This is a genomic window from Cupriavidus sp. GW822-FHT02D05 (assembly GCF_058802485.1).
In genome coordinates this window covers 143,845-170,438 of sequence record NZ_JBXAOE010000004.1, presented here as the reverse complement: position 1 = coordinate 170,438, position 26,594 = coordinate 143,845, and the positions used below count along the sequence as shown (strand labels likewise).

General features: G+C 66.5%; 29 protein-coding genes and 2 pseudogenes. 16 read left to right on the top strand and 15 right to left on the bottom strand.

The window, feature by feature from the left end; genetic code table 11:
- Positions 1–36: 36 nt before the first annotated feature.
- Entirely contained in the window at positions 37–1,218 is a 1,182-nt protein-coding gene (locus AC1RQK_RS07370) for an MFS transporter (RefSeq protein WP_492808269.1), read from the bottom strand.
- A 213-nt stretch (positions 1,219–1,431) separates the two neighbouring features.
- Here AC1RQK_RS07370 and AC1RQK_RS07365 point away from each other — a divergent pair, with 213 nt between their 5' ends.
- Complete coding sequence (locus tag AC1RQK_RS07365) at positions 1,432–1,917, top strand: cupin domain-containing protein (RefSeq protein ID WP_492808268.1); 486 nt, start codon at positions 1,432–1,434, stop codon at positions 1,915–1,917.
- On the opposite strand, the gene AC1RQK_RS07360 is transcribed toward AC1RQK_RS07365, so the two are convergent.
- Entirely contained in the window at positions 1,914–2,414 is a 501-nt protein-coding gene (locus AC1RQK_RS07360) for a GAF domain-containing protein (protein WP_492808266.1), read from the bottom strand. The two genes, AC1RQK_RS07365 and AC1RQK_RS07360, sit on opposite strands and share 4 nt — an antisense overlap.
- 76 nt (positions 2,415–2,490) lie before the next feature.
- Between AC1RQK_RS07360 and eno the strand changes: the two are divergent.
- A pseudogene (eno, locus tag AC1RQK_RS07355) lies at positions 2,491–2,790 on the top strand (phosphopyruvate hydratase); the annotation flags it as partial.
- A gap of 42 nt (positions 2,791–2,832) precedes the next feature.
- On the opposite strand, the gene msrA reads toward eno, so the two are convergent.
- From msrA to msrB, 3 genes are all read right to left on the bottom strand, one after another.
- Complete coding sequence (gene msrA, locus AC1RQK_RS07350; RefSeq protein WP_492808264.1) at positions 2,833–3,573, bottom strand: peptide-methionine (S)-S-oxide reductase MsrA; 741 nt, start codon at positions 3,571–3,573, stop codon at positions 2,833–2,835.
- Between the two features lie 88 nt (positions 3,574–3,661).
- On the bottom strand, positions 3,662–5,479 hold the full coding sequence (locus AC1RQK_RS07345; protein WP_492808262.1) for a cytochrome c biogenesis protein DipZ: 1,818 nt from the start codon (positions 5,477–5,479) through the stop codon (positions 3,662–3,664).
- A 47-nt stretch (positions 5,480–5,526) separates the two neighbouring features.
- Positions 5,527–6,039, bottom strand: a complete 513-nt coding sequence (gene msrB / locus AC1RQK_RS07340) for a peptide-methionine (R)-S-oxide reductase MsrB (protein ID WP_492808261.1) — start codon at positions 6,037–6,039, stop codon at positions 5,527–5,529.
- A gap of 225 nt (positions 6,040–6,264) precedes the next feature.
- Between msrB and AC1RQK_RS07335 the strand changes: the two genes are divergently transcribed.
- A complete protein-coding gene (locus AC1RQK_RS07335) occupies positions 6,265–6,987 on the top strand; it encodes a response regulator transcription factor (protein ID WP_492370597.1) in 723 nt (240 codons plus the stop codon).
- Positions 6,984–8,501, top strand: coding sequence for a sensor histidine kinase (locus AC1RQK_RS07330; protein ID WP_492370509.1), 1,518 nt, complete (start codon positions 6,984–6,986; stop codon positions 8,499–8,501). Before AC1RQK_RS07335 ends, AC1RQK_RS07330 begins: the two co-directional genes overlap by 4 nt.
- 12 nt (positions 8,502–8,513) lie before the next feature.
- On the opposite strand, the gene AC1RQK_RS07325 is transcribed toward AC1RQK_RS07330, so the two are convergent.
- A complete protein-coding gene (locus AC1RQK_RS07325; protein ID WP_492808260.1) occupies positions 8,514–9,413 on the bottom strand; it encodes a LysR family transcriptional regulator in 900 nt (299 codons plus the stop codon).
- 189 nt (positions 9,414–9,602) lie between these two features.
- Between AC1RQK_RS07325 and AC1RQK_RS07320 the strand changes: the two genes are divergently transcribed.
- The gene (locus AC1RQK_RS07320) at positions 9,603–10,055 is read left to right on the top strand and encodes a DoxX family protein (protein WP_492370507.1); all 453 of its coding nucleotides are present in this window, start codon (positions 9,603–9,605) and stop codon (positions 10,053–10,055) included.
- Here AC1RQK_RS07320 and AC1RQK_RS07315 read toward each other — a convergent pair.
- Genes AC1RQK_RS07315 through AC1RQK_RS07305 form a run of 3 tightly spaced genes read right to left on the bottom strand, consistent with a single transcriptional unit; the run spans position 10,052 to position 13,024 of the window.
- The gene (locus AC1RQK_RS07315) at positions 10,052–11,395 is read right to left on the bottom strand and encodes an MFS transporter (protein ID WP_492808258.1); all 1,344 of its coding nucleotides are present in this window, start codon (positions 11,393–11,395) and stop codon (positions 10,052–10,054) included. The two genes, AC1RQK_RS07320 and AC1RQK_RS07315, sit on opposite strands and share 4 nt — an antisense overlap.
- On the bottom strand, positions 11,392–12,489 hold the full coding sequence (locus AC1RQK_RS07310) for an MBL fold metallo-hydrolase (RefSeq protein ID WP_492808256.1): 1,098 nt from the start codon (positions 12,487–12,489) through the stop codon (positions 11,392–11,394). Before AC1RQK_RS07310 ends, AC1RQK_RS07315 begins: the two co-directional genes overlap by 4 nt.
- 31 nt (positions 12,490–12,520) lie before the next feature.
- Positions 12,521–13,024: an ester cyclase gene (locus AC1RQK_RS07305; protein ID WP_492808254.1), complete on the bottom strand. Its 504-nt coding sequence runs from the start codon at positions 13,022–13,024 to the stop codon at positions 12,521–12,523.
- Positions 13,025–13,436: 412 nt separating this feature from the next.
- On the opposite strand from AC1RQK_RS07305, the gene AC1RQK_RS07300 reads away from it, so the two are divergent.
- On the top strand, positions 13,437–14,606 hold the full coding sequence (locus tag AC1RQK_RS07300) for a collagen-like triple helix repeat-containing protein (protein ID WP_492808252.1): 1,170 nt from the start codon (positions 13,437–13,439) through the stop codon (positions 14,604–14,606).
- 236 nt (positions 14,607–14,842) lie between these two features.
- Here the strand turns inward: AC1RQK_RS07300 and AC1RQK_RS07295 are convergent, their stop codons facing one another.
- Positions 14,843–16,162: a DUF2325 domain-containing protein gene (locus AC1RQK_RS07295; protein ID WP_492370502.1), complete on the bottom strand. Its 1,320-nt coding sequence runs from the start codon at positions 16,160–16,162 to the stop codon at positions 14,843–14,845.
- 223 nt (positions 16,163–16,385) lie between these two features.
- Between AC1RQK_RS07295 and AC1RQK_RS07290 the strand changes: the two genes are divergently transcribed.
- The 3 genes from AC1RQK_RS07290 (at position 16,386) to AC1RQK_RS07280 (ending at position 17,847) form a co-directional block, all read left to right on the top strand.
- Positions 16,386–16,742 (top strand): gamma-glutamylcyclotransferase family protein, encoded by a 357-nt coding sequence (locus AC1RQK_RS07290; RefSeq protein ID WP_459374363.1) that lies wholly within the window; start codon positions 16,386–16,388, stop codon positions 16,740–16,742.
- A 138-nt stretch (positions 16,743–16,880) separates the two neighbouring features.
- The gene (locus tag AC1RQK_RS07285; RefSeq protein ID WP_492370501.1) at positions 16,881–17,309 is read left to right on the top strand and encodes a TOBE domain-containing protein; all 429 of its coding nucleotides are present in this window, start codon (positions 16,881–16,883) and stop codon (positions 17,307–17,309) included.
- A gap of 211 nt (positions 17,310–17,520) precedes the next feature.
- Positions 17,521–17,847, top strand: a complete 327-nt coding sequence (locus AC1RQK_RS07280; protein WP_492808417.1) for a winged helix-turn-helix domain-containing protein — start codon at positions 17,521–17,523, stop codon at positions 17,845–17,847.
- Positions 17,848–17,870: 23 nt separating this feature from the next.
- Here the strand turns inward: AC1RQK_RS07280 and AC1RQK_RS07275 are convergent, their stop codons facing one another.
- On the bottom strand, positions 17,871–18,368 hold the full coding sequence (locus AC1RQK_RS07275; protein ID WP_492808250.1) for a hypothetical protein: 498 nt from the start codon (positions 18,366–18,368) through the stop codon (positions 17,871–17,873).
- Positions 18,369–18,556: 188 nt separating this feature from the next.
- Between AC1RQK_RS07275 and AC1RQK_RS07270 the strand changes: the two genes are divergently transcribed.
- The 7 genes and pseudogenes from AC1RQK_RS07270 (at position 18,557) to arsH (ending at position 22,777) form a co-directional block, all read left to right on the top strand.
- Entirely contained in the window at positions 18,557–19,060 is a 504-nt protein-coding gene (locus AC1RQK_RS07270) for a GyrI-like domain-containing protein (protein ID WP_492370499.1), read from the top strand.
- Positions 19,061–19,091: 31 nt separating this feature from the next.
- Entirely contained in the window at positions 19,092–19,487 is a 396-nt protein-coding gene (locus tag AC1RQK_RS07265) for a hypothetical protein (protein ID WP_492370498.1), read from the top strand.
- Positions 19,488–19,634: 147 nt separating this feature from the next.
- A complete protein-coding gene (locus AC1RQK_RS07260) occupies positions 19,635–20,015 on the top strand; it encodes a VOC family protein (protein WP_416051034.1) in 381 nt (126 codons plus the stop codon).
- Between the two features lie 106 nt (positions 20,016–20,121).
- Positions 20,122–20,475, top strand: coding sequence for an ArsR/SmtB family transcription factor (locus tag AC1RQK_RS07255; RefSeq protein ID WP_492370497.1), 354 nt, complete (start codon positions 20,122–20,124; stop codon positions 20,473–20,475).
- A pseudogene (gene arsB / locus AC1RQK_RS07250) lies at positions 20,462–21,557 on the top strand (ACR3 family arsenite efflux transporter). Before AC1RQK_RS07255 ends, arsB begins: the two are co-directional and overlap by 14 nt.
- A gap of 6 nt (positions 21,558–21,563) precedes the next feature.
- On the top strand, positions 21,564–21,989 hold the full coding sequence (gene arsC, locus AC1RQK_RS07245) for an arsenate reductase (glutaredoxin) (RefSeq protein ID WP_492370495.1): 426 nt from the start codon (positions 21,564–21,566) through the stop codon (positions 21,987–21,989).
- Positions 21,986–22,777 (top strand): arsenical resistance protein ArsH, encoded by a 792-nt coding sequence (gene arsH, locus AC1RQK_RS07240; RefSeq protein ID WP_492808246.1) that lies wholly within the window; start codon positions 21,986–21,988, stop codon positions 22,775–22,777. Before arsC ends, arsH begins: the two co-directional genes overlap by 4 nt.
- 50 nt (positions 22,778–22,827) lie before the next feature.
- Here arsH and AC1RQK_RS07235 read toward each other — a convergent pair whose 3' ends face one another.
- The 4 genes from AC1RQK_RS07235 to AC1RQK_RS07220 form a co-directional block, all read right to left on the bottom strand.
- On the bottom strand, positions 22,828–23,265 hold the full coding sequence (locus AC1RQK_RS07235; protein WP_492370493.1) for an ester cyclase: 438 nt from the start codon (positions 23,263–23,265) through the stop codon (positions 22,828–22,830).
- A gap of 98 nt (positions 23,266–23,363) precedes the next feature.
- Positions 23,364–24,341 carry a Bug family tripartite tricarboxylate transporter substrate binding protein gene (locus AC1RQK_RS07230; protein WP_492808243.1) on the bottom strand — a complete coding sequence of 326 codons (978 nt, stop codon included), beginning with the start codon at positions 24,339–24,341 and terminating at the stop codon, positions 23,364–23,366.
- 63 nt (positions 24,342–24,404) lie between these two features.
- On the bottom strand, positions 24,405–25,211 hold the full coding sequence (locus AC1RQK_RS07225) for an SDR family NAD(P)-dependent oxidoreductase (RefSeq protein ID WP_492808242.1): 807 nt from the start codon (positions 25,209–25,211) through the stop codon (positions 24,405–24,407).
- 224 nt (positions 25,212–25,435) lie between these two features.
- A complete protein-coding gene (locus AC1RQK_RS07220) occupies positions 25,436–26,533 on the bottom strand; it encodes a LacI family DNA-binding transcriptional regulator (RefSeq protein WP_492808240.1) in 1,098 nt (365 codons plus the stop codon).
- Positions 26,534–26,594 lie beyond the last annotated feature (61 nt).

The following is a 26,594-nucleotide window of genomic DNA, read 5'->3' as shown; positions in this document are numbered from 1 at the left end:
CGCATCGCGGCGTTATGCCCGCCATTACGTGCGCCATTACGTACGCCATTGCGCCATGCTCGCCTGGCGTGCCTCATGCGCCTGCAGGGCAAGCGCCGCCGCAAGGCCCGCGCCGCAAAGCGCAGCCGTGAGCAAGAAGGCGCGGCCGCCCACGCTGGCAAACAGGTAGCTGCCGAGGAACACGCAGGCAGCGGTCAGCAAGCCGGCACAGGCCGAGTAGAGGCCCGTGCCGCTGGAGATGACCTGCGCCGGCACCCGGGTGCGGATGTACTGCGCCGCGCCCAGTTGCGTGAAGCCTAGCGTGGCGCCCTGCAGCAGTTGCGCCAGCATGGCCACCCCGGCGCTCTCGGCCAGGCCGATCATCGACCAGCGCAGGATGCCCGCCGCGCAGGCCAGCGCGATCAGCGCTGGCGCCGATACCCGCGCCAGCAGCCGCGAGCCGAAGGTGAACGCCGTGATCTCCGCGATCACGCCCAGCGCCCACAGGTAGCCGATGGTCGATGCCGGGAACCCCACGCTTTTCCAGTACAGCGCGCTGTAGCTGTAGAAGAAGCCGTGGCACGCTTGCGACAGCGCGGCGCTGGCCAGGAACAGCGAGAAACCGGGCAGCCGCAGCACCTGTTGCAACGGCGCTTTCACCGCATGGCGCGCCGCTAGCGTGTCGTTGGGCAGCGCCAGCGCCAGCAGGCCCTGTGCCAGGTACGCCGCCACGAACACGATCGCGATCACCTCGGTCCCCGCGCGATCCACCAGCCAGCCAAGCACGATCGACATGGCCACCACCGACATCGACCCGGCGCTGCGCAAGCGGCCAAAGTCAAAGCCATAGCGCGGCATGCCGGCCAGCGCCATGGATTCGCTCAGCGGTATCAGGCCCGCCGAGCAGGCCTTGATGGCCAGGAAGACCAGCAGCACGCCGATGAAGCCCTGCGCGCTGAACAGCAGCCCGGCGCTCAGCGCGGAACTGGCCACCAGCGCCAGCAGGATCACCTTGCGGCTGCGGTACTGGTCCGCCATGGCGCCCACGGCCGGATTGACCAGCACTGCCAGCGCGGCGCCGAGCGCCAGCACCATCCCGGTCTGCTGCTCGCTCAGGCCCTGGGCTCGGATCCAGAGGGGGAAGAAGCTGATGGTGATCGCAACCGGGGCATACAGCGCGACGTAGTAGAAATAGAACGACGCGATGGCGTTCCGGGAGGGTTGGGCGTGGGCGGTCACGGGTAAAGGCCGGGTGGCTTGGAGGGAAAGCTGCGATAGGTCGGGGGAATGCGCAGCATGCATCATCGTGCCAGAGTGGGCGCAGTGCAAGCCATTGCGCCGCCCGCCTCCCGCTTCCCGTTCGGCGATGGTCCTGTCGCAAGCATCCACGCTGACCTAGAATCGCAATAGCGGCACGGGCGAGCGGTTCTTTGAATTGGTGGGAGACTGAAAATGGCGCTTGATGGCGGGACTCCGGGCGATTCGATCCAGGTGGGTCAATTGCACATCCAATACCTGATCGATGGCGCCGCAACGGGTGGGATGGGCGTATTCGAATTGACGGTGCCGCCCGGCTCGCAGGTGCCGCCAGCGCACAGCCACACGCACAACGAAGAGTGCGTCTATGTGCTGGCGGGCAGGCTTCGGTACGCTGTCGACGGGGTGGCCCTAGACCTGGCGCCGGGAGAGTGGATGCATACCCCGCGCGGATCGGTGCATCAGTTCAGTAACCCGCACGGCGATGTGGCTCGCGCACTGGTTGTTCTCACGCCGGACATCGGGGCCCAGTACTTCCGCGACGTCGCCGATGTTGTCAATGCCGGCGCGCCACCCGACCGCGCGGCGCTGGTTGCGGTCATGTCCCGCTACGGGCTCATACCGGCGGCACCACCGGCGGCACCACCGGCGGCACCGGGTCAAGCGCAATCCATTGCCTAGGCCTGCGTCCAGCCCATCTCCACAAACACCCGGCACAGTGCTTCCATGCCCGCCGCGTCTTCGTCATCGAAGCGGGCAATCACGGGGCTGTCCACGTCCCACACGCCGATGAGCGTGCCGTCAGCAGCGATCAGCGGCACGACGATTTCCGATTCGGAGGCCGCGTCGCAGGCGATATGGCCGGCAAATGCATGCACGTCCCGCACGACCTGCGTGCTGCGAGTTTGCGCCGCAGTGCCGCAGACACCCTTGCCCAGGCCGATCCGCACGCAGGCGGGCTTGCCCTGGAATGGCCCCACTACCAGTTCGGTGCCGTCGTAGAAGTAGAAGCCCGCCCAGTTGAGATCCTTCAGCGCGTGGTAGACCAGCGCCGAAAAGTTGGCGGCCTTGGCGATGCGGTCGGTCTCGTCCGCCAGCAGGGAGCGCGCCTGTGCGGCCAGTTCTTCATATTGCGCGGCCTTGGAGAGTGGGGCGGTGTCGCTGGATAGCTGAAACATGGTGCGGGTCCGGTGGCCTTGTCATTGCGGGGTCGAAGCCGAGATCCTAATCCCAAACCGAAACCTGCGCGCGGGTGGCATTGCCAACGCCATCCTGGTCAAGCCCAACCAGATCGGCACCCTGAGCGAGATGCTCGATACCGTGGGCGTGGCGCACGCGGCCGGGTACAGGGCGGTGATGTCGCATCGCTCGGGCGAGACCGAGGACGTGAGCATCGCGGACCTTGCGGTGGCGACCCGGTGCGGCCAGATCAAGACGGGGTCCATCTCCCGCGCGGATCGCACCGCGAAGTACAACCAGTTGATCCGCATCGAGCGCACGCTGGGGGCGCAGGCGCGCTACGCCGGCAGCGCAATCCTCAAGGGCCGGGGCTGAGCGGCGGCGCTGCACCGCGCAATACGGCGCAGCGCGTGGCCATCACGAGCCCGCCACCTTCAGCAGCACCGGGTCGTTGCGATACAGGTCGGGGAACATCTGCTTCAGGTAGCCGATCTTGGGCATGTCGTTGATGACGATGTACGGGTGCGAAGGATGGAGGGTCAGGAAATTCTGGTGATAGCTCTCCGCCGGGTAGAAGGCTTTGTAGTCCTCGATGCGGGTAACGATGGGTGCCTTGAACGCGTTGGCTTTGCCCAGTTGCGCGATATAGGCCTGCGCCACGCTGCGCTGCTCGGCGTTGAGCGGGAACACCGCCGAGCGGTACTGCGTGCCGTGGTCCGGGCCCTGGAAGTTGAGCTGCGTAGGGTTGTGCGCGACCGAGAAGAAGATCTGCAGCAGGCGGCCGTAGCTGATCTGAGCCGGGTCGAACGTGACCTGCACCGATTCCGCATGGCCGGTGCCGCCGCCGCTGACGGTCTCGTACTGGGCAGTGCTGGCTGCGCCGCCGGCATAGCCGGACGTGACCTGCTTCACGCCGCGCACGTGCTGGAACACGCCTTGCACGCCCCAGAAGCAGCCGCCGGCGAACACGGCCGTTTCCGTTGGCGCCGCGCTGGCTTTTTCATCGAGCGCGGGCGGCGGGATCTTGACGGCGTCTTCAGCCGAGTTGGCCACGCGCTGCCAGGCCAGCAGGCTTGCCGCCAGCATGACGAGGCCAGCGACTTTTGCGGCGGACGAGCGCGTCCACCAGGAGAAACCGGTTGATGTTTGCGTGGTCATGATTGCCTGTCCTTGAACGTTGCAGTGTCGTAATTAATGCGTGGAATATGGGTGGAATATGGGTGGAATAGGGCGGCTTGCGCGCGCATCAACCGAAGGTAAAGGCATAAGCCTCCACGCCGGGGTCCAGGAATTCGATCGTGAACGTGCGGTCGGCCACCTTGCCCGTCTGCCGTACCAGCTGGTATAGCCGCTGCTCGGTCACCGTGCCGCTGCCATCCGCCGCCACATCGGTGCCGCGCGCGCCGCCTGGCGCGGCGCCGTCCACGCTCACCCGGAACCGCACCGGCTTGCCGTCCTTGCCCGGCCCCAGCACCAGATGCAGGTCGCGTGCGTGAAAGCGGTAGACGATCCGCCCGGAAGCGCCGGCCAGCGTGGCGTGCTCCGCACCCACCTGCCAAGTGCCGGCCAGGCCCCAGTCGTTGAGCGCAGGGCTGGCGGGCGCGGTATAAGTGTGCGCCTTGTCTTGCGCCTCGCCGCCGGGCGAGGCGAAGTTTTGCGCCCGCTCATAGCCAAGGTAGGTTTCGCCGGACTGGATTTCCGCTTTGTCGGCAGCCATCTGCACGCCTTGTACGCTTTGCGCATCGGCATGGCTGACGCCCATCGCCACTTTCGCCGCATCGGCATGGCCCGCTTGCGCCAGCAGTTGCTGGATCACCTGCTCGGATTTCGCGTACTCGCCCTCGCCGAAGTGGTGAAAGCGGATCTGCCCCTGCGCGTCGATGAAATAGTGGGCCGGCCAGTACTGGTTGTTGAAGGCGCGCCAGATCGCGTAGTTGTTGTCGACCGCCACGGGATAGTCGATGCCGAGGTCGCGCGTGGCCTTCTTCACGTTGTCGAGGTTGCGCTCGAAGGCAAACTCCGGCGCATGCACGCCGATCACCACCAGCCCCTGGTCGCGGTACTTCTGCGCCCAGGCCTTCACGTAGGGCAGGGTGCGCAGGCAGTTGATGCACGAGTAGGTCCAGAAATCGACCAGCACCACCTTGCCGCGCAGCGCCTCGGCCGTGAGCGGCGGCGAGTTCAGCCACGCCACGGCGCCGCCCAGCCCGGGCAGCTGGCCTTCCACGGGGAGTGCCGCGGCGGCGCTCTCGCTGGTCTTGCCGGTCTTGAGGCTGGTGGCGCGCATCATCGCGCCGGACGACGTGGCCATGGCCGCGCCATTGCCGGCTTCGGCCTGTTTAGCGGAAAGCTTGTCGACCAGCTGCTGCTCGATGCCGCCCGTGGCCACGGTCGAGACGCGGGCCAGCACACCGGTGTCCAGCCCCAGCCCGATGGCAACCACGCCGAGCAACATGGCCGCGCCAAGGCCGCGCCGGACCCATTCCCCCGCGCCCAGCGAGCGCTTCATCGCGGTAAAGACCCGGCCGCCGATCAGCAAGGCCACCGCCAGCGACGTGGCCGCGCCCCCCGCGTAGGCCACTAGCAGCAGCGTGGTGCCGACGCTGGCGCCGCGCAGCGCCGCACCGGTCAGCACAAGGCCGAGGATCGGGCCAGCGCAAGGCGCCCACAGCAGGCCGGTGGCAATGCCGAGCAGGAACGAGGAACCCGGCCGGACCTGCCCGCCATCGGCCTGCGCAAACGCGGAGAGCCGGCTGCCCGCGCTTACCAGCGGCTGCATCAGCCGCTCGGCCAGGCGCGGCAGCAGCAGCGTCAGGCCGAACACGGCCAGCAAGGCAATGGCCAGCCAGCGTCCGTACTGGTTGGCCTGGGTCACCCAGCCGCCGCCCACCGCCGCCAGCGTTGCCACCGCCGCGAAGGTCAGCGCCATGCCGGCCAGCAGCGGCAGGCCGCTGCGCACAAAGGGCTGGTCGGCCCGCGAGAACACGAAGGGCAGCACGGGCAGGATGCACGGGCTGAGGATGGTGAGCGCGCCACCAAGGTAGGCGAGGATAAGAAGGAACATGGAATGCTTCACTCTGGTTGTTGTCGGCGTTGGAGGCCCGCGCGGGCTCAGGCGGCTTGCGGCTTGAACGTCATCGCCACGCCGTTCATGCAGTAGCGCAGCCCGGTCGGCTTGGGGCCGTCGTCGAACACATGGCCCAGGTGGCCGCCGCAGCGCCGGCAATGCACCTCCGTGCGCGATATGCCGAAGGACCGATCCTCGTTCGTGCGCACGGCGTTGTCCAGCGGCGCCCAGAAGCTGGGCCAGCCGGTGCGGCTGTCGAACTTGGTGCGCGACGAGAACAGGTCGAGCTGGCATCCGGCGCAGGCGAAGATGCCGGCGCGATGCTCATCGTTCAGCGGGCTGCTGTAGGGCCGCTCCGTGCCTTCCTGGCGCAGCACGTTGTACTGGCTTGCGCTGAGCATCTGGCGCCACTGGGCGTCGGAGCGTACTACCTCGAAGGTTTCGGCGGGCTTGCCCGCGTTCGCCGTGCCGGCGGCCAGCGCGCGCCAGCCGCTAACGGCCGCGAGCGCCGCCACGGCGGCACCGCCCGATACCAAAAAGCGCCTTCTGCTTCCCATGATGTGCTCCTTGCCTCAATGTATCGATCGCTGCGACCGACTTGCCGTCGATCGCTGCCATGGATCGTTGGCCGCATCGTATGGCTGGCACCATCCCGGAGTCCTCACCAAAGGTTAAATTAAATGTGATAACTCGCCGCCTCAAAATTTTGCACAATAGCCAGGCCGGCGCTTTTCCTGTGCCCCCCTGTCACGCGCGAGCCGGCTCGCGCCTCTAGGCTGAACATGGATCACCCCAAGCGCATCCTGATCGTCGAAGACGACGTCGACATCGCCAACGTACTGAGCCTGCACCTGCGCGACGAGCGCTATGAAGTCGTGCACAGCGCCGACGGCAACGAAGGCCTGCGGCTGCTGGCGCAGGGCAACTGGGACGCGCTGATCCTCGACCTGATGCTGCCCGGCGTGGACGGGCTGGAGATCTGCCGGCGCGCCCGCGCCATGACGCGCTACACGCCGATCATCATCACCAGCGCGCGCGCAAGCGAAGTCCACCGCATCCTTGGCCTGGAACTTGGCGCCGACGACTACCTGGCCAAGCCGTTCTCGGTGCTCGAGCTGGTGGCCCGCGTGAAGGCGCTGCTGCGCCGCGTGGATGCGATGGCCAAGGACTTGCGGATCGATGCGGGCAGCCTGGAGCTGGGCGGCCTGTCGATCGATCCGCTCACGCGCGAGGCCAGCGTGGACGGCCGGCGCATCGAGCTCACCCCGCGCGAGTTCGACCTGCTGTATTTCTTCGCCAGGCATCCCGGCAAGGTCTTCTCCCGCATGGACCTGCTCAACGCCGTCTGGGGCTATCAGCACGAGGGCTACGAACATACCGTCAACACCCATATCAACCGGCTGCGCACCAAGATTGAGGCCGACCCGGCACAGCCCAGCCGCATCCTGACCGTATGGGGGCATGGCTACAAGCTCGCGGCGGGAGCCCAAGGAGGCGCGCCGTGAGCCTTGACCTTGGACTGAACCTGAGCCGCCGCCTGACCCTGACGCAGCGGCTGTCCCTGGTGTTTTCCGTGCTGCTGCTGGCCTGCTGCGGCGCCTCCGCGTGGCTGCAGGTCCGCTCCAACGACATGCGCGAGAAGGAGGTCATCCAGGACCTGTCGCGCGGGCTGGCCGGCCATATTGCGCGCAATGCGTCGCTGATGGACGCCAACGGGCTCAAGCCGGATGCGTTGCGCCGCCTGTTCGGCCAGTTGATGGTGGTGAACCCGAGCGTGGAGGTGTACCTGCTGGACAGCCAGGGCCGGATCCAGGGGCACGATGCGCCGGCCGGGCACCTGCAGCGCCAGCAGGTAGACCTCAAGCCGGTGCAGCGCCTGCTGGCCGGCGAGCCGCTGCCTATCCTTGGGGACGATCCGCGCAGCGCGGGCGGGCGCAAGGTGTTCAGCGCCGCGCCGCTGCGCGTGGGCGGTGCCGAGCCCGCCGGCTACATCTACGTGGTGCTGCTGGGCGAGGCGCATGACGAACTGGCGGCGCGCGCCTCCGCCAACTCGGTGCTGCGCACCACGCTGTGGTCGATGGGGCTGGTGGCGCTGCTGGGATTGCTGGCCGGGTTGATGGCGTTTGGCCTCATCACGCGGCCGCTGCGCCGCCTGACCGAGGCGATGCGGCGGTTTGATGCCGATGGTGCGCCCGAGACGCAGCCGCGCGTGCCGCGCTCGCCGTGCGGCAATGCGCGCGATGAAATCGTCGCGCTGGAAGCGGCCTTCGCGCAAATGGCGGACCGCATCGCCGAGCAATGGCGCGCGCTGACCAAGCAGGACCAGGAGCGGCGCGAGCTGGTTGCCAATATTTCCCATGACCTGCGCACGCCGCTGACCTCGCTGCACGGCTACCTGGAAACGCTGTCGCTCAAGGCCGATACGCTTAGCGAGGCCGAGCGCCAGCGCTACCTGGCCATCGCGCTGGCGCAAAGCGTCAAGGTGGGGCGGCTGGCGCAATCGCTCTTTGAGTTGGCGCGGCTGGAGCACGGCATTGTGCAGCCGGCGCTGGAGGATTTTTCGCTGGTGGACCTGGTGCAGGACGTGTTCCAGAAGTTCGAGCTGCCGGCCGAGGCGCGCCATGTGCGGCTGCGCGCCGGCATCCCGCAGCGCCTGCCCGCCGTCACGGCCGATCTCGGCATGATCGAGCGCGTGCTGACCAACCTGCTGGACAACGCGATCCGCCATACACCCGCCGAAGGCGCCATCGATGTCGATCTCGCCCTGCGCGACGGCAAGGTGGCGGTCACCGTCAGCGATACCGGCCCCGGCATTCCGGCGGAACTGCGCGAGAGCCTGTTCCAGCGGCCGTTCAGCGCCGGCGGCGCGCATCGCGGCGGCGGGCTGGGGCTGCTGATCGTGCAGCGCATGCTGCAGCTGCATCACAGCCAGATCCGGCTGGTGGAGCGCGCCGGCAGCGGTACGGTGTTCAGCTTTGAGTTGCCGGTGTCCAGCGTCGCTGCCGGCAATGCCCGCTAGCGGCGGGCAGGTTCAGCCCGCTGCCTGGCCGGAGAAGCGTTCGATCAGCCATGCGGCAGCGGGGCCGGGTGGCGTGTCGGTCCGGTAGATCGCATCGAAGGGGTAGAAGTTGCCGTGATTGTCGGGCAGGTCGAGCAGCACCAGACGGCCCGCGTCTAGGTCTTCCTGCACCATGGGCATCGGCATATTGCCCCAGCCTATGCCTTCTCGCAGCAGCATGTGCTTGGCGCCAAGATCGGCCAGCCGCCAGGTATGCGTGCTGACCACCGCGAAATCCATGCCGCGCGTCAACGCCGAGCGGTCCGACAGCACCAGTTGCACATGATGGCGCGCGGCGCCCGGTGGATTCGGGTTGCCGCTGGCCAGCGGATGGCCCGGCGCCGCAACCGGCCATAGCATCACATTGCCGATCCGGATGCGCTCGATTCCCGCTACGCCCGAGCTGAGCGGCCCGCTAACGCCAATGGTGGCGGCGCGGTCCAGCACCATCTGCGTCACGGCGCCAAGTGCCTCCATGTGCAGGTGCAGCGCTACCGTGGGAAATGTCTCTCGAAAGGCCTTCAGCGCGTCCACCACCCGGGATGCCGGCAGCATCACGTCCAGCGTCAGGTGGACCTCGGCCTCCAGGCCTTGCAGCAAGCCCTTGACCTTCGCGCGCAGCCCGTCGATGCCCATGGTGACTGTGCGCGCCTCGGCCAGCACGGTGCGGCCCGCCTCGGTCAGTTGCGGTTTTTTGGTGGTCTTGCGGTCGAACAGCGCCACGCCGAGCTGATTCTCCAGGTTGGCGATCGTATAGCTGATGACCGAGGTCGCCCGGCTGAGCTTGCGGGCCGCGCCGGCAAAGCTGCCGACGTCCACCACGGTCAGGAACACCTTCAGTTGATCCAGCGTGGGCGTACCGGGATTTGGCATCTTATCGATTTTATCGAACGTTTCGATCCATATTATCCCAGTTTCGCGGACGTAAAAATCCGCCTACATTTAGGCCCATCGGTTGCAGTACCCGATTCAGACCCTGAACCCGAACCTGAACCCGAACCCTGATCCCCTGACTCAACCGGCCTGCCATGACCGTGCGGCCGTATCAAATGGAGAACCACCATGTCCCAAGCCGCCCAACTCAACGCCCAGGCCAACTCCCAGGCCAACTCCCGTGCCGACACACCCGCCGCAGCCGGCGTGGCAGTGCTGGGCCGTGTTCTGATCAGCGCCATCTTCTTACTCTCCGGCGCGTCCAAGCTGGCCGCGCCGGCCGCCATGATCGGCTACATTCAGTCGGTCGGCCTGCCGCTGCCGCAGGTGGCGCTGGCCATTGCCATCGTCGTGGAAGTGGTGGGCGGCATCGCCTTGGTGTTGGGATACCGCACCCGCCTGGTGGCTGCCATCCTGGCTGTCTTTAGCGTGGCGACCGCGCTGGCCTTCCATGCCAACCTGGCGGACCAGAACCAGTTCATCCACTTCTTCAAGAACATTGCGATGGCCGGCGGCCTGCTGCAGATCGTGGTCTACGGTGCAGGCCGCTTCAGCCTGGATGCTCGCCGCGGGAACGCTTAACGCGCGGGGCGGGTTTCAAGCGCAGCCATGCGCATGGGAAACGCCAGCACGAAGAGCAGCGCGGCCAGCACCAGGGCCGCGCTGAGGATGTACAGGCTATCCGTGAAGCCGCCGGTGGCCGCCTTGATGGTGCCCACCATGACCGGCGCCACCAGGCCCGCGCTACTGCCGATCGTGCTGATCATGGCGATGCCGGCAGCCGCGCCCCGGTCCGCGAGGATGCTGCCCGGCACGGACCAGAGAATCGTGAAGGCGCTGGAGATGCCCGCCGACGACAGCGCCAGGCACAGCACCGCCGCCAGCGGGTTGTGCATGAACAGCGTGGTGAGCGACAAGCCCAGCGCGCCAACCAGCGCCGCCACGGCAAAATGCCAGCGCCGCTCCCCCGTGCGGTCTGAATGGCGCCCCACGACGATGGACGCCACAATCCCGGTGACCGCCGGCACCACCGCGTAAAACCCCACTTGCAGCACGCTCAGCCCCATCATCTTCAACAGCGTGGGCTGCCAGAACGACAAAGCATAGATGCCCAGGATGGCGAGAAACGAGATCAGGCCGAGCATCCACACGCGCCGGTCGCGCATCGCGGCGCCAAAGCCGTGGGTCGCGCGGATGCCGTTGGCGGCCTGGTCCTCCTCCAGCAGCCGGGCGACGCGTTGCCGCTCAGGGGCGCTGAGCCACCGTGCCTGCGCAGGGCCGTCCGACAGGATGAAGAAGGCCAGGATGCCCAGCAGCGCGCTCGGTATCCCCTCCAGCAGGAACAGCCACTGCCATCCCTGCAAGGACCACGCGCCATTGAGGAACGTCATCACCAGGCCCGCCAGCGGCCCGGCCACGATTGGCGCGGCGCCATAAGCCATGAAAAACAGCGCCGTCACCTGTGCCCGGCGGCGCGACGGGTACCAGAGCGTGAAGTAGAACAGCACCCCCGGCGCGAACCCGGCCTCCAGCACCCCGATCAGGAACCGCAACGCATAGAACTGTGTGGGCGTGCTCACGAAGATCATGGCCGCGCACGCCAGTCCCCACAGCCCCATGATGCGCAGCAGCGTGGCCCGCACGCCGATCTTTGCCAGCATCAGGTTGCTGGGCACCTCGAACAGCGCATAGCCGAGAAAGAAGATGCTCGCGCCCAGGCCAAAGACGGCATCGCCAAAGCCGAGGTCCTCGCGCATCTGCAGCTGCGCATAGCCAACGTTGGTCCGGTCCAGGTAATTGAAGACATAGCACACGCATAGCAGCGGCAGCAGCCGCCATGTGATCTTGCGGAACAGTTCGGCGTCGCTGGCCGGATCGGCGGCGGCCGTGCCGGCGGGCTTGGTGAGGGTGGCGGTGTTCATTGCGCGGGCCCCCGGTCTGCCCGCGTGCTGGTCGGGTGGCCGAACTCGGTCTCGCCCCACAAGTGGCTGGATGGCGCGCCTGGGAACAGCCAGTACGGCGTGCACTCGGACGACGGCACGACGTTGCAAAACGGATGCGCTTCGGAGGCGCCCGCGATGGTTTTCTCCAGCACCATGGACAGGTACTGGTCGTTGCTGCCCTCCTGCGTATTGCCATTCAGGATCACCTCGGCGCCGGTGGCGCGCGCAAAGCGCCGGATGCCGTTGTGGCGCGAGTGCTCCGGCGACCAGCTGTCCGCGCTGACACCGTTCTCGCTACTCACGCGGATGCCGTCGGGCGTGCGATAGACCAGCGAGTGATTGCCTTCGGTGTGCCCCGGCGTGTGCACCAGCGCCAGGCCGTGGCCCAGGTGCACGCTGCCGTCGAAAGCGACGATGCGCTCCCGCGGCACGTCCGCGAGGCCATTGGGGCAGTACCAGTCGGCCTGCACCGGCAGCAGGCCGTGCACGCTGGCCAGTTCCTGCCGGTGCACCAGAAGCCTCGCGTTGGGCAGCAATCCGCGGCTCGCGCCGCTGCCGAGCCAGCGGCGCACGTCCTGCGTGTGCAGGTGATCGTAGGTGATGTAGTCGATCTGCTCGGGCGCCACGCCGCAGCGTGCCAGTGCTTGCAGCACCGTGCCGTAGACGGGGGCGATGGTGCTGTGCAGGAACCGCGGCGTCTGCGCGCTCATGCGTTTGAAGTAGGGCGTCTCGGCGCCGGCCTCGAAGTCCGCGGGGGTGAACAGCAGCGTGCGCAGGCACCCCGCGAAGTCCTCGTACTGGATCAGCGCCATGCGCGACAGCAGGTGGATCAGGTGCGGCTTGAGCATCTGCTGCGAGTACACGCCGTTAAAGGCATACCAGGCGGGGTAGGGAACCCGCAGCAGGTTGAAGCTGCGCGCGAACCGGACCGGCGGTGCTTCCAGGAACTGCTCGCGGAAGCGCGCTGCGCCGCGGCGCAGCGCGCGCAGGCGGTCCTGTGGCGCGCTGGCGCTGCGGGCGCCGTCAAAGTCGGAGATCGGCAGCAGGCCTGTCGGATCGGGTTCGCGTTTCATGGGTTGTCTCCTGTGGTTCTTGTTTTTCTTTTTATGCGGCTTCGGCCTGGCGCGCTTCTGGCTGGCCCAGCAGGCTGCCGATCAGCTGGGGCAGCATGTCCGGCGGCGTGCCGGCAAGCAACTGGCGCAGCATCGTCAGCGTGTCGAAATACACGCGCTCGCAAACCAGGCGCTCGCCCTCGAAGATGAACAGCGCGATCATGCGGCAGCGAAACGCATTGCCCGTCGGCGGCAAGCCGCGCAACGGGCCACGGTGCGTGCCCAGCAGCCAGAACTCCACGATCACGGCATCGTCCGTGTGGCGCAACTGGATGATCTCGTGGCGCTGGTCGGGGAAGGCCAGGCGGCTGTCGATGTAGTACTGGCGCACGGTGTCGATGCCGTCATGCACTTCGCCACTGGGAATCAGCTCGTAGTGCGGGTGCGGGAAGGTGGCGAGCACGGCGTCGAAATCCTGCCGGGTTTCATCGGCGAAGTGGTCAAGCACCAGGCGCTCGCGGCGCGCCTTGAGATCGGGGGAGAGGGGTGTGGTCATGCTGAAAGCTCCGTGGCGGGCAATCTGCGGAACACTGCGGCCGATGCCGCAGTCCGTTGCCTGGAGCGATTATCTGCAGCGTGCCGGCGCAAGACTGTCGCCGCTTGGCAGTTGCCGATCCGGATAAACCCCGGGTTTGGCGCGCGCGTGCCAGGCGCCCATTTCTTCTGTTTGATTGACGGTGGAGCCGGGGGGCGTTACGTAACGCGTAACGGAACGGCCACGCGCAGGGCGCGCTTCAAACGCACGATCCCGGCTTCATCCATTTCCCGTAAAGCCAATCCACAAGCGGGTTCCAGGGCTATGGGCACGGTCGCGAACGGCGCGGGAAAAAGCGCCTTTCATCTCGGGCATAACTATTGCTCCAGGCCACTATTTGACGATTCAACGCAATAACCAGAGAGGTCTGACCGTGCGCAATCAGCAATATTTCGTTGGTATCACATTGGGCGCGTTGGTGCTGCTTGGCGGCTGTGCCAACGGATCCGACGGCGCCATGGGCAAGACAGGCGCCACAGGCCCGACGGGCAATACGGGAGCGGCTGGCAATGCCGGTGTCACGGGGGCGGCCGGTAGCGCAGGTGCCAAGGGCGATGCCGGGGCTACCGGCGCCACGGGGACCAACGGATCGGTGGGCGCAGCGGGAGCTACAGGCGCCACCGGCGCCACTGGCACGAACGGAGCGGGCGGCGCTACGGGAGCCACAGGGGCAACTGGCACGACGGGTGCCAACGGCCCCTCGGGCGCCACTGGCGCTACCGGGCCTGCGGGGTCCACGGGCGCCACCGGCGGCACGGGGCTCACCGGCGCGACTGGCCCCTCGGCACTGAATCAGCTCGGCATGGCAATCAGCGGCGTGGGCAGTGCCGTCGGCGCGGTGGGCACCGGCCCGCTGGCTGCCGTCACCACGCCTGTGGGATCCATCGTCAGCCAGGTTGGCCAGATCGTGGGTGGCGCGGGACCACAGGCCATCACCAATCCGGTGACACAGATCACTGGCACGCTAGGCCAGGCGATCGTGCCGCTGACCTCCACGCTGACCGGCGCCACGCAGACCCTGGGCGCAGCGACCGGGCTGGGTTCCGTCGTCGACAATTTGCTGCGCACGGTTGGCGGTACGGTGGGCACCGTTGGCACTACGGTCACGCAGACCAACGCGCCGGTGGTATCCGGCCTGGGGGGCATCGTGACGTCCACCGGCAATACGGTCTCCGCGCTGGGCGGACTGGTCAACGCCCCCACGGGTGGCACTGGCACTGGCAATAACCCGCTGGCTCCGGTCACGAACCTGCTTGGCGGGCTGACGGGTGGCCTGGCACCGGGCAATACGCCGGCGTCGGGCCTGCTCGCGCCAGTGACCAGCCTGCTCAACAACACCCTCGGCACAGTGACGCATGCCACGGGCAGTGGCGGCGGCGCGCTGCCTGGTGCCTTGCCTGGCTCGCTGACCAGTGCATTGGCTCCGGTCACCAACGTGCTGACAGGCGCCACTGGTGCAACTGGCGCGGCGGGCGGTGGCAACGCGGGCACGGGTGGCCTGCTCGGCGGACTGCTTGGCGGGTTGGGTGGCACCAAGCCCTGATACTTGCCGACAAAGCCGGATCTGCCTTGCCGTGCTTCCCGCTCCCGCGTGGGGGAGCGGGTGAGCGCTCGTTACGCCTGCGTGCTGGAAAACACCAAAGGCTTCGCTTCAAGTGGCTCCTAGCTAAGCCACCCCTCTCCCCGGCCCTCTCCCCCTGAGGGGCGAGGGAGAGACATCCGTCGTCATGGCGCGCGGCGTTTGCCCGTTCGGCGGCTTCGGCTAAAGCTCCAGGTTTGTCAGCCCCCCGAAGCCGATACCATGGCGCCGGCTTCTTGCCACGCCGTTGTGCTGACGCGCGTGGTCAGCTCGACAAAGCTGGCCACGCTGGCGGTTCGCAAGGGATAGTAGGCCACCTGATGGCGCTCGCAGACGCGCTTGAGCATGCTCATGGAGTCATGGTCGATGCAGTCGACGGGAAACACCACCATGTCCGCGCGGGCCACGGTTGCCGCCAGCAGGCCCTTCCTGTCCTCGATGCCGCCGTCGTGCAGCACGAGCTGGCCGCCGGTGGATTCCACCAGCGATTTCAGGGTGTGGTTGGAGCCAGGGCGTCCGCCGACATAGACAATGCGTTTTCCCTGTAGCTGGCGCAGCCCGGCGTGGCGCTCCTCCCCTTGTGCCGCGGCGGGGAGCACGGCGCGTTCCATGGCTTCGGATTCGGCGCGGCTGATCTTCAGCTGGGCCAGTGCGTCGTCAAGCTGCGCGCGCACCGCTTGCATCTGCTCGTGTTCGCGCATGGCGCGTTGCTCCGCGGCTTCGCGGCGGCTTGCCTGCAGTGCGAGTTCCGCGTCGCGTGCCGCCAAGCTCTCTCGCAGCATCTGCAATGCCGTATCCGTATCCGTGTCGCGCGGCCCCGCTTGCCGGTCCGCGCGCACGTTCAGCTGGCTGAGCTGATCGCTCATCTGGCGGATCGCCATTTCATGCCGTGTGCTCAACGTCTGCAGGCGCTCCTGCTGGCGCTCGAGCTTGTCCCGCAGCGTGGCGTTTTCTTCTTCCAGCGCGATCAGCCGGCGGATGTCGGCGCGATTCGCCGCACCCACCAGGTGCGACAGCATGTGCACCTCGCCAAACGCCGCCTGGCGAACCGCGGTGCTGGCTTCAGGGTGCGTCATCACCGCCCAGTAAGCCGGCGGGATGTCGCCGCTGCTGACGGCGTCGTCCCAGAGCTTGCGCACGGCATCCGCATCCTTGGCTGCGCCGAAACGCTTCAATGTGCTCGCGTAGCGCTCATCGAGCGCTTTCTGGAACGCCTTGCAACCCTCGCCGCCCGCGCTGGAAAGCTTGACCGCTTCGTGGTGGATTTCGAGGTCGGTGGCGCGTTGCCGGTCCAGCGTGGTGAAGCGCGGTACCAGCTTGCGCAGCTCGCTGGTGGTCATGCAGGTGCCGATCACCGAGCAGTGCAGGTGCGAGTCCAGTTCGGCAAGGCGCGTGCGCCGCCGGACTGCGCGGCCCTGCGGTTCGGCTGGCGAGCGGCAACCGGAGGCCGGTGGCTGCTCGTGGCCAAGCGCGGCCCCAATGCCATTGGCGCGAGCAAGGCGAAACGGTGGCGTGTGCATGCGGACCTCGCGTGGGAGAAGACGGACAGGGTGGCGCGTTGCCATGCCTCGAGGAGGGGCAACGTCGGGATTCCCGTTTGGTCAGCGAAATATATCATTGAATATAACGGGTGTGCGGCGGCGCAGGCGCGTAAGGCACCAAGGCACCAAGGCCGCGCTGCCGGCAACCACCGGGTATGCCCTAGAATTGCAGCGCCAGACAGGCAGATCAAAAGGAGCGGCAATGATGGTGGATGCGAAAGATACGGCTGTACTGCTTTTTTCCTACGGGACGCTGCAAGACAAGGCGGTGCAGATCGCCAACTTCGGCCGCGAACTGGCTGGTCGCCATGACGCCATCCCCGGCTACTCGCAATCGATGGTCGCCATCGATGACCCTGCCGTGGTTGCTACCAGCGGAAAGACGCATCATCCGATTGTCCAGCCCAGCCCGGATCCCAACGATGAGGTGGCCGGCATGGTCTTCGAGATCACCGCGCAGGAATTGGCATCCGCCGATGCCTATGAAGTCTCGGACTACAAGCGCGTCGCGGTGACGCTGAAATCGGGCGTTCAGGCGTGGGTCTACGTCCGGGCCTGAGCCAGAGTGGTTATCAGGAAGGACGGCATGGCGAAGGGATGTGAACGCGCTATGATCTGCCGATCAGCCACCCGGGCGCCACAGGCCGGGACCCATGCGGCCGGGCGATGGCCGCGGACATGACGAGGCGAGGACAAGATGAATACCAGCGCAAGAAACCAATTGAGCGGCAAGGTCAGCGCAGTCCACAAAGGCGCGGTGAACGACGAAATCGAGCTGGAGATTGCCGGCGGCGTGCGGATCGTGGCGACCATCACCGCCGAGAGCACGAAGCGTCTCGGACTGGCTGTCGGCAAGGAAGCCGTTGCGCTGATCAAGGCATCGTCCGTGATCGTGGGTGTGCCCGACCCGGACATCCTGCTCTCCGCGCGCAACCAGCTTGCCGGCACGGTATCGGGCATCAAGATCGGGGCGGTGAATGCGGAGGTTTCCATCGGCCTGGCGCAGGGCGGCGAGATCGTGGCCATCATCACCAATGACAGCGTGACCAGCCTCGGACTGGTGCAAGGTGGCGCGGCCGTCGCCATCTTCAAGGCCTCCAGCGTCTTGCTGGCTGCGCGCGCATAAGCCTGCCGCGCAATGGTGCCTATTGGGCGGCAGGCGCCGCGAACACTTGTAACGCTTTGCGGATCGTATGGTGCTACCCGCATAGGCGCTAGCGCTATTGCAAAGCGCGCATATTCCGCTGGGGATCCCGCCGGGGTACCATGCCGCCATGGTCAAACTTGCTCGCTCCCGAACCTCGGTCAGCCCGGATACGCCGCAGGCGCTGTTTCGCATGCGCGTGATGCTGGGCGATACCATCGCCATTGGCCCCGGCAAGATCGCGCTGTTGGAAGCGATCCGCGAATGCGGCTCCATTTCCGCCGCGGCGAAACACCTCGACATGTCCTACAAGCGGGCCTGGGATCTGCTCAACGAAATCAACCGCTCGATGGCCAGGCCGGCAGTGGATTCCGAGCATGGCGGCGCGCAGGGCGGCGGCACCGTGCTCACGCCGGTGGGCGAGGAAGCGATCCGGCTCTACCGCGCCGCGGAGCTACGCGCGGCCAAGGCCTGCGAGGCCGAGATCAACGGCCTGATCAAGCTGCTGGCCAAGCCTTGAGCTTGCGGCCCAAGTCCTGAGCCCTAATCCGGCCACTGCCGGACCTCGATGCCACTGACCGCCAGCGCCTGGCGCGGGCCAAGCTTGAGGTCGCGCAATGACACCAGGTGCAGGCCGCCAAGGTCGGGATCGAATGCCATGCCGTCCTTTTCCACCACCAGGATCACGCCGCTGCCCACGGCCGTGTTGTACAGCTCGTGCCAGGTGAACAGGCATCGGTAGCCGTCTTTCGCGACCACGGCGACCACGCTCTGCTTGCGCCGCCCGATGGGCAGCGCCTGCATGCCGGCGAGGTCAAGCAACTGCGTCACGCGCACGCCGCGCCAGTGCCGCACTTCGCGGACATGGCGCCCCGAATAGCATTGGATGGTTGCCGGCCCGCCCACCACATCAGCGCATCCCGCCAGGGCTGCCGCGTCCAGGCTGAGCGTTTGCGCCAGCCCAGAAATCGTCAGTGCATCGGACTGGTATTGCCGCACCTTGCTCTCGTCGCCAGTTCTGGCGGGCAGCGCTTCATTCACGGAACTCTCTCCTTAGGTGGGCAGGGCGCCTGTTTTGACCCGCGTTATATACATCGCTATATTTCGCTAACCGAGGCATGGTACGAGGTTCGAATAGGCGTATCAAGTGCCGGCGGCGTTTGCGCTATGCTTGGCGCCGCGCACGCCGCACATCTCCCATGGACTGCTGTTTCTCCGAGCCCCAACGCATGCAAGAACCGAACTCCACCGCTCTGCCCACCCCACGTTTTGAAGCCGGCCGCACATTCTGGATAGCGGGCCTCGGCGGGCGCTTCACGCTGGAAACGAACGGCGGCATCCCCGCGCTTTGGGAAGCGTTCGGCCCCTCCATTGGCGAAGTCCCTGGCCAGGTGGGCGGTTTGACCTACGGCCTGTGCTGCAATCCCAGGGACGATGGCAGCTTCGAGTATGTGGCTGGCGTGGAAGTGAGCAGCCCGGACGGACTGCCGTCATCGTTTCGCTGCATCAAGGTCGAGCCGCAGCGCTACGCCGTATTCGTGCATGCAGGCGATGTCTCGACGCTGCATGAGACGTTTCACCGCATCTGGCATCAATGGCTGCCCGCGTCCGGGTTCCAGGCCGGGCATGCGCCTGAGTTTGAGCGCTACAGCGTGGACTTCGATCCGGTGGCGGGAACGGGCACCGTGGAAATCTGGCTGCCGGTCAGGGGTGGGGCGGACGCGGCGGCCTGAGGCGGTACCCGTCACGGGCGCGAACACCACCATGCATATAAAGACCGTCAACGCATTGATCCTCGCATTGTTTTCCGCGAGCAGTTTTTCCACCACGCCGTGCCCGCCCGATGCGCCGTGCGGCCCGTTGCCGCCGGAATTCAAGGTGGCGATGTACGCCTCCATCGTTGCCTTCCCGATGGCTTGCGCGAAGCTGGATCCCGCGAACGCGCCGCGCTACGAGGCAGCCTTGTCGGCGGAGCTTGGCAAGCTGGGTGCCGACGATCAGGCGGCCATGGATGAGGCAAGACGCGATCCTGCCTTGCCCGCAATGCTGATCTCCGCGTCAAAGGCGCTTGAGGCGGAGCAATCGCCCGCGCGGCTTCTGCGCAAATGCAGCCGTGCGCTCCAGCGCACCGAGGCGGCGGAGCCGGCAAGCCCGAAGTGAGCGCAGGCAGGATTGCGCGCCGTGCTTTGTTACCTCGCCCGCCTTGAGTCCCCCGCCGCGATGAACAATACTGGCCCGTAGGCCGCTGCGGCGCGAGCGGGCCGGTTTTGTTTCCGCATGCGCGGAAGTGATTTCAAGGAGTAAGCCATGTTGCGCGACAGTCATGCATTCAGCGGATTCTCCGTCGACGACATCGCCAAGGCCACGAATTTCTATGGCGGTACGCTGGGGCTGGAAGTGTCCGCGAGCGGGGGCTTGCTGACCCTGTATATCGCCGGCGGCAACAACGTGCTGCTTTATCCCAAGCCGAACCACGTGCCTGCGACGTTCACGGTGCTGAATTTCCCGGTGAAGAGCGTGGACAAGGCCGTGGAGGCACTCGGCAAGCTCGGCGTGCGCTTCGAGACCTACGACCTGCCCGGGCTGAAGACCGACGAGCGGGGCATCTGCCGCAGCGAGGGCGGCCCCGTCATCGCCTGGTTCAAGGACCCGGCCGGCAATATTCTCTCTGTGCTTGAAGCGACATAGGCTGTTTTGGCCGGGCACCGGGCGGCTCGCGGGCCGCCTAATGTGCCTATCCGCATTATTTTAATGATTGTTGAAATATTGAAATGATGGCGTTATGATCCGGGGCATGAACCCGAACCTGGTCGTACGCGCCCTTGGCGCCCTTGCCCACGAATCCCGTCTTGCCATCTTCCGCGCGCTGGTGGTGGCAGGCCCCAGGGGCATCGCCGCCGGCGACATCGCCCAACAGGTCGGCATTTCGCCCTCCAGCCTCTCGTTTCACCTGAAGGACCTGTCCCACGCGGAACTGGTGGCTTCCCGCCAGGACGGCCGCTTCGTGATCTATTCGGCCAACTTCGCCGCCATGAGCGGCCTCGTTGCCTTCCTGACCGAGAACTGCTGTGGCGGGGCGCCATGCGAGGTGCCCGCCGCGCCGGCGTGCTGCGACGCCAAGCCGGAGGCCTCCGATGCGGCACGCTGAATCCGCGCGGCTCGCTGTGGCGGATGCGCCCGCCCAGGCCATTGGTTTTTTCGAGCGCTACCTGACGCTGTGGGTGGCGTTGTGTATCGTCGCGGGGATCGTGCTGGGGCAGGCCATGCCCGGCTTTTTCGCCGCCGTGGCCAGCATGGAGGTGGCGCAGGTCAACCTGCCGGTGGGCGCGCTGATCTGGGTGATGATTATCCCGATGCTGATCCGGATCGATTTCGGGGCGATGGGCCAGGTGGCCGGCGTTTGGCGTGGCATTGGCGTGACGCTGTTCGTGAACTGGCTGGTGAAGCCGTTCTCGATGGCGCTGCTGGGCTGGCTGTTCGTGCGGCACGTCTTTGCCGGATGGCTGCCCGCCGGACAGCTCGACAGCTACGTCGCCGGGTTGATCCTGCTGGCGGCACGCGCCGTGCACGGCGATGGTGTTCGTGTGGTCGCAGCTCTGCAAGGGCGATCCGTATTTCACGCTGTCGCAGGTCGCGTTGAACGATGCCATCATGGTGGTCGCCTTCGCGCCGGTGGTGGCGCTGCTGCTGGGCCTGTCGTCCATCGCGGTGCCGTGGGACACCCTGGTCACCTCCGTCGCGCTCTACATCATCGTTCCCGTGGCCGTGGCGCAGGTCATCCGCCGGGCGCTTCTCGCACGAGGAGACGCGGCGTATCAGCGGGCGGTGGCGGCGCTCGGCCCTTACGCCATCTGCGCGCTGCTGGCCACGCTGGTGCTGCTGTTCGGCTTCCAGGGGCAGGCCATCGTCAACCAACCCCTGGTGATCGCGATGCTGGCCGTGCCGATCCTGATCCAGGTGTTCCTCAACTCGGGGCTGGCCTATCTGCTCAATCGCAAGCTTGGCGTCGCGCATTGCGTGGCCGGCCCGTCCAGCCTGATCGGCGCGAGCAATTTCTTCGAGCTGGCCGTTGCCACGGCCATCAGCCTGTTTGGCTTCCAGTCGGGCGCGGCGCTCGCTACCGTGGTGGGCGTGCTGATCGAGGTACCCGTCATGTTGCTGGTGGTGCGCATCGTCAACCGCTCGCAGCCCTGGTACGAAGCCGGCATCCAGAAGCATCCATCAAGGTAGTCAAGCATGCACGTCCAGATCTATCACAACCCCGACTGCGGCACGTCGCGCAATACGCTCGCGATGATTCGCAACGCCGGGATCGAGCCCGAAGTCATCGCGTACCTCGCGCAACCGCCGGAGCGCGCGGTGCTCAAGGCGATGATTGCCAGTGCCGGGCTGACGGTACGCGAAGCGCTTCGTGAGAAGGGGACACCCTACGCCGAACTCGGCCTGGGCGATCCGGCGCTCACTGACGACCAGTTGCTCGACGCCATGCAGGCGCACCCGATCCTGATCAACCGGCCGTTTGTGGTGACGCCGCTCGGCGTGCGGCTGTGCCGGCCATCCGAACTGGTGCTGGACATCCTGCCATCGCCGCAGCGCGGTGCCTTTGCCAAGGAAGACGGCGAGCGCGTGATCGATGCCGACGGCCGGAGGGTCGGCCGATGACGGATGCGTTGCGTAACGTCGCGCTGCCGCTGCTGGACATACCCACCGAGCAAAAGCTGGAGCCGCGCAGCGTCTCAACGCATGCGCCGCGCATTCTCCTGCTCTACGGCTCGCTACGCCCGAACTCCTATAGCCGCCTGCTTACGCTCGAAGCCGAGCGGATCCTTCGGCACCTCGGCGCGCAAACCAAGGTCTTCGATCCGCATGGCCTTCCCATCACGGACAGTGTGCCGGCGGATCATCCGAAGGTGGCCGAGCTGCGCGCGCTGTCCGCATGGTCGGAGGGCCAGGTCTGGTGCAGCCCCGAGCGGCACGGCACGCTGACCGCGGTGTTCAAGAACCAGATCGACTGGTTGCCGCTGGAGATTGGCGGCATTCGTCCCACGCAGGGCCGCACGCTGGCCGTCATGCAGGTTTGCGGCGGCTCGCAGTCCTTCAATGCCGTCAATGCGTTGCGTGTGCTCGGGCGCTGGATGCGCATGGTGACGATCCCGAACCAGTCATCCGTGCCGAAGGCCTACCAGGAATTCGACACGGATGGCCGCATGGCACCTTCCGCGTTCTATGACCGCGTGGTCGACGTGATGGAGGAACTGGTCAAGTTCACCTTGCTCGTGCGTGACCGTTCCGCTTACCTGACGGACCGGTACAGCGAGCGCAAGGAGAGCGCGCCGCCGGTTGCGGCGGCGCTTGCCCAGGCCGCGATGGATCACGAGCGCGCTGCGCAAGCGCTGGGAAGCAACGATAGCAACGATAGCAACGACGGCAGCGACAGCGAAGTCGAGTAGCGTCGCCGATGTGGCTGCTGCGCGGGAAACATGGCCTGAGGCGCCATGCGCTAGGCGGCGACCAGCCCGAGCGAGCGCAGCTTTGCCCCCTGGTCGAAGTACGGCCGCTCGCAAACGATCTTGTCGCTGTCGGGCGCGAACTCGAACGACGCGGCCATGCGCACGCGAAACGCGCGGCCCGTGGGCGGGTAGACGGTGCCGTTCGCCTTCAAGGGCCCAAGGTGGGTGCCGGTGAGCCAGAACTCCACCAGCACCGTGTCGCCGGCCGCGGCGATGCTGATGATCTCGTTGGCCTGGTCGGGGAAGGGCGTGCGCGAAGACGCGAAGTAGCCGCGCACCGCTTGCTCGCCGTCGAAGACCGCGCCGCCTCCGTGCATCTCGTAGCGCGGATGGGCAAAGGTGGCGATGACGGCGTCCCATTCCTGGGTGCACTCCAGGGCCATATGGTCGCGTACGGTCTGGATGCGGGCGAGAGACAGACTATCCATGTTCAGGGCTCCGTGATTTGGGTTCTGTGGTTTTGGGGTTTGCAGGTTTGTCGAGTGATTGATGCATTGAAGCGTGCATTGACGCGTGCATAAGGCGCTTAGTCCTGCGTCACGCCGGCGTTTTTTGCCACTTCCTTCCACGCCGGGATATCGCGTGCATTCAGCTTGCCGAGTTCCTCGCCGCTCATCGGCGTGGCCGCGATGCCCATCTCCAGCAGGCGGGCCTTGATCTCCGGCGTGGCCAGCGCCTGGTTCAAGGCGTCCGACAGCTTCTGTACGATCGGCCTGGGCGTGCCAGCGGGCACATACAGGCCCCAGCGGAATACGCGGTCAAAATCGATGCCTTCGTCGACATAGCTCTTCACCCCGGGCAGGCTCGGCGAGCGCGAGGTGCAGGTGCCGATCGCCTTGACCTTGCCGGACTTGACGAAGGGCGTGCCCGAAGTCATGTCCACATAGCCCAGCTTGATATGCCCGGCAACGATGTCGTTGAGCACCTGCGGCACGGTCTTGTAGGGGATATGCGTCATCGAGGCGCCGGCCAGTTGCTTGAGCACCTCGCCGCAGAATTGCCCCGTGGAGCCGGAGCCCCAACTGGCGTACTGCACTTCGTTGGGATGGCTCCTGGTGTACGCCACCAGCTCCTTGATGTCGTTCGCGGGAAAATTATTGCTGGCCACCAGCAGGATGGCGGCCGTGCCGACCTGGCCGATGGCGGTGAAGTCCTTCACCGGGTCATACGGCAGCTTGGTGTAGACCGCGGCGTTCAGCATATGCGTGGTGGCGCCGCCGAGCGTGAAGGTGTAGCCGTCGGGCGCCGCGCGCGCGACCGCTTGCGTGCCGATGATGCCGGAGGCGCCACCCTTGTTCTCCACCACGATGGGCTGCTTCAGGATGGCCGACATGCGCTGCGCGAGCACGCGGCCAAGGATGTCGCCGCCGGAGCCGGCCGAGATCGGCAGCAACAGGCGGATGGGGTGGGAGGGATAGTCGGCGGGGGATTCACTGGCCTGCGCTGCGATTGCGGGCGCGGCAAGCGCGACGACGAGCGTGGCGGCGGCTAGGTGGCGGGGCATGGGGCGTCTCCTGATTCATTGTTATGTGCCGCGGCGCGGCCTTTGATTCGCTGTCTGTTTCCGTCAAAGCCCCAGTCCGCCATCTACCACCATCTCCAGCCCCGTCACATAACGCGACTCATCGGAGGCAAGGAACAACGCCGCGTAGGCGATATCCCACGGCGTGCCTTGCCGGCCCATGGGGCAGCGGCTGTTGCGAAACTCGCGCGCGGCCTGCACGGCGGCTTCGTCGCCATCGGTCAGGTGGGCCGCATGCGGCGTATCGATCAGGCCGGGCAGGATCACGTTGCAGCGCACCTGGTCCGCGGCGTAGCGGCGCGCGAGGATCCGCGTCATGTGGTTGAGCGCGGCCTTCGATGCGTTGTAGGAGAGAAAGGGCATCGGGCCCCATTTGCGGCTGGCGATCGACGAGATGTTGATGATCGAGCCGCCGCCCTGCGCGATCATGTGCGGCATTGCCTTCTGGCAGGCGAGCATGGCGCCTTTGAGGTTGATGTCGAACACCCGGTCCCAGGATTGCTCCGTGATGTCCTCGAGTTCGCCGATTTCCTCGATGCCCACATTGTTGTGCAGCACGTCGATGCGCCCAAAGCGCTCGCGGCAAGCCTCCACCATGGCCGCCAGCCGCGCGCCGTCGCGTACGTCGGCCTCGAAGGCGCTGGCGCTTCCGCCCGCATCCTCGATCTGGCTCGCGGTCCTGCGGGCCAGCGCCAGGTCGCGGTCCACGCACAGCACCCGCGCGCCTTCGCGGGCGTAGACGATGGCGGCCGCTGCGCCGTTGCTGGTCTCGGCGCCGATCGATCCCGCGCCTACGACGATGGCTGCCTTGCCGGCAAGCCGGCTCATTCCTTTGCGATTGCTGTCCGGCATGCTATGGCTGTCTCCGTGGTGATCTTATGGTGATCTTTGGGTGATCGTTCTTATGGTCCCCGCTACGAGGGATGGGAAAAATATAGCATGGAATTGAAACGTTTCATATAAAGGGTAAACGACCGGCTGCAAGGGGCATGAGCTTGGGGAGGGGATGCTGCAAGGGCGGCATTGCGCCGCCCGGCAGGTGCTTGCGCGATGGGTCTGGCGATAACGCTGCAGTCTTAGCTGGCGAGGCTCTTCGCTCGGCCTCGCGCCGGTTTTCTGCCTGCCCCCGTGTCGACGGCGGCGCAGGACTCGCGCAGGATCAGATCGCAGGTCAGCATCAGGTGCCCGGTTGCGCCAGGGCTGCCTTGCGGATCGATGCCGGGCTCCATCTCGGCAAGGAGCAGGCGGGCGGCATGGCGCCCCAGGTCCTGCAGGTTCCAGGTGAGCGTGGTCAGCTCGGGTGTGTGCACCTGGGCCAGTTCGGTATCGCCCACGCACACCACCGACAGGTCGCCTGGAATGTCCCTGCCGGTCTGGCGTGCCGCCTTGAGCGCGCCGGCGAGCAGGGTGGTGCCCAGCCCAAAGATGGCGGTCGGCGGCGCGGCCTGCTGGAACAGCGCCAGGCATTGCGAAAAGGCGACGTCCATCGAGCTGGTGTCGATGCGCACAAGCTCCAGCGCATCGCCGATGCCGCGCGCGGCGGCAGCCGTTTCGAAGGCGTGCCAGCGCTCGCGCGCGGGGCGCAGGTGCGAGCTGGGGAAGAGCAGGGCAATGCGGCGGTGGCCAAGATCGAGCAGATAGTTGGCGGTCTTCAGCGCGCCGCTGAAGTGGTCCACCTTGACGCTGGGCCGATCCGGGGCGATATCGCGGTCCAGGATCACCAGCGGCACATCCACCTGCGCGATCTGCTGCTGCAGCTTTCCGGAGCTCTCGGAGCCGGGCGCGAACAGCACGCCGTCAACGCCGACGCGGGTCACGTCCAGCAGCAGCTCGCATTCGCGTTCGGTGTCGTTATGGGTGTCGACCAGCAGCAAGGTGTAGCCGGCTTCGCGCAGCACATGTTCGGCCGCGCGCACGATCACGCCGTAGAAGCGGTTGGTGATGTCCGGCACCAGGCAGGCCACCAGGCGCGAGCGCCGCGAGCGCAGGCTGCGGGCCGCGGCGTTGGTGACATAGCCGATCTTGCGCGCCACCTCGAACACGTGGGTGACGGTCTCGGCGGACGGGCCGCCTCGCCCCGCCATCACGTTGGAGGCGGTGCCAACCGAGACGCCCGCTTGCTCGGCCAGGTCCTTCAGGGTCGGCTTGCGCTGCGCTGCGGCTTTTTTCTGCATGGCACTCCACGGATATCGTCGTTTCCTGTGGCATGCAGTGTAGCACGCTATGAAACGTTTC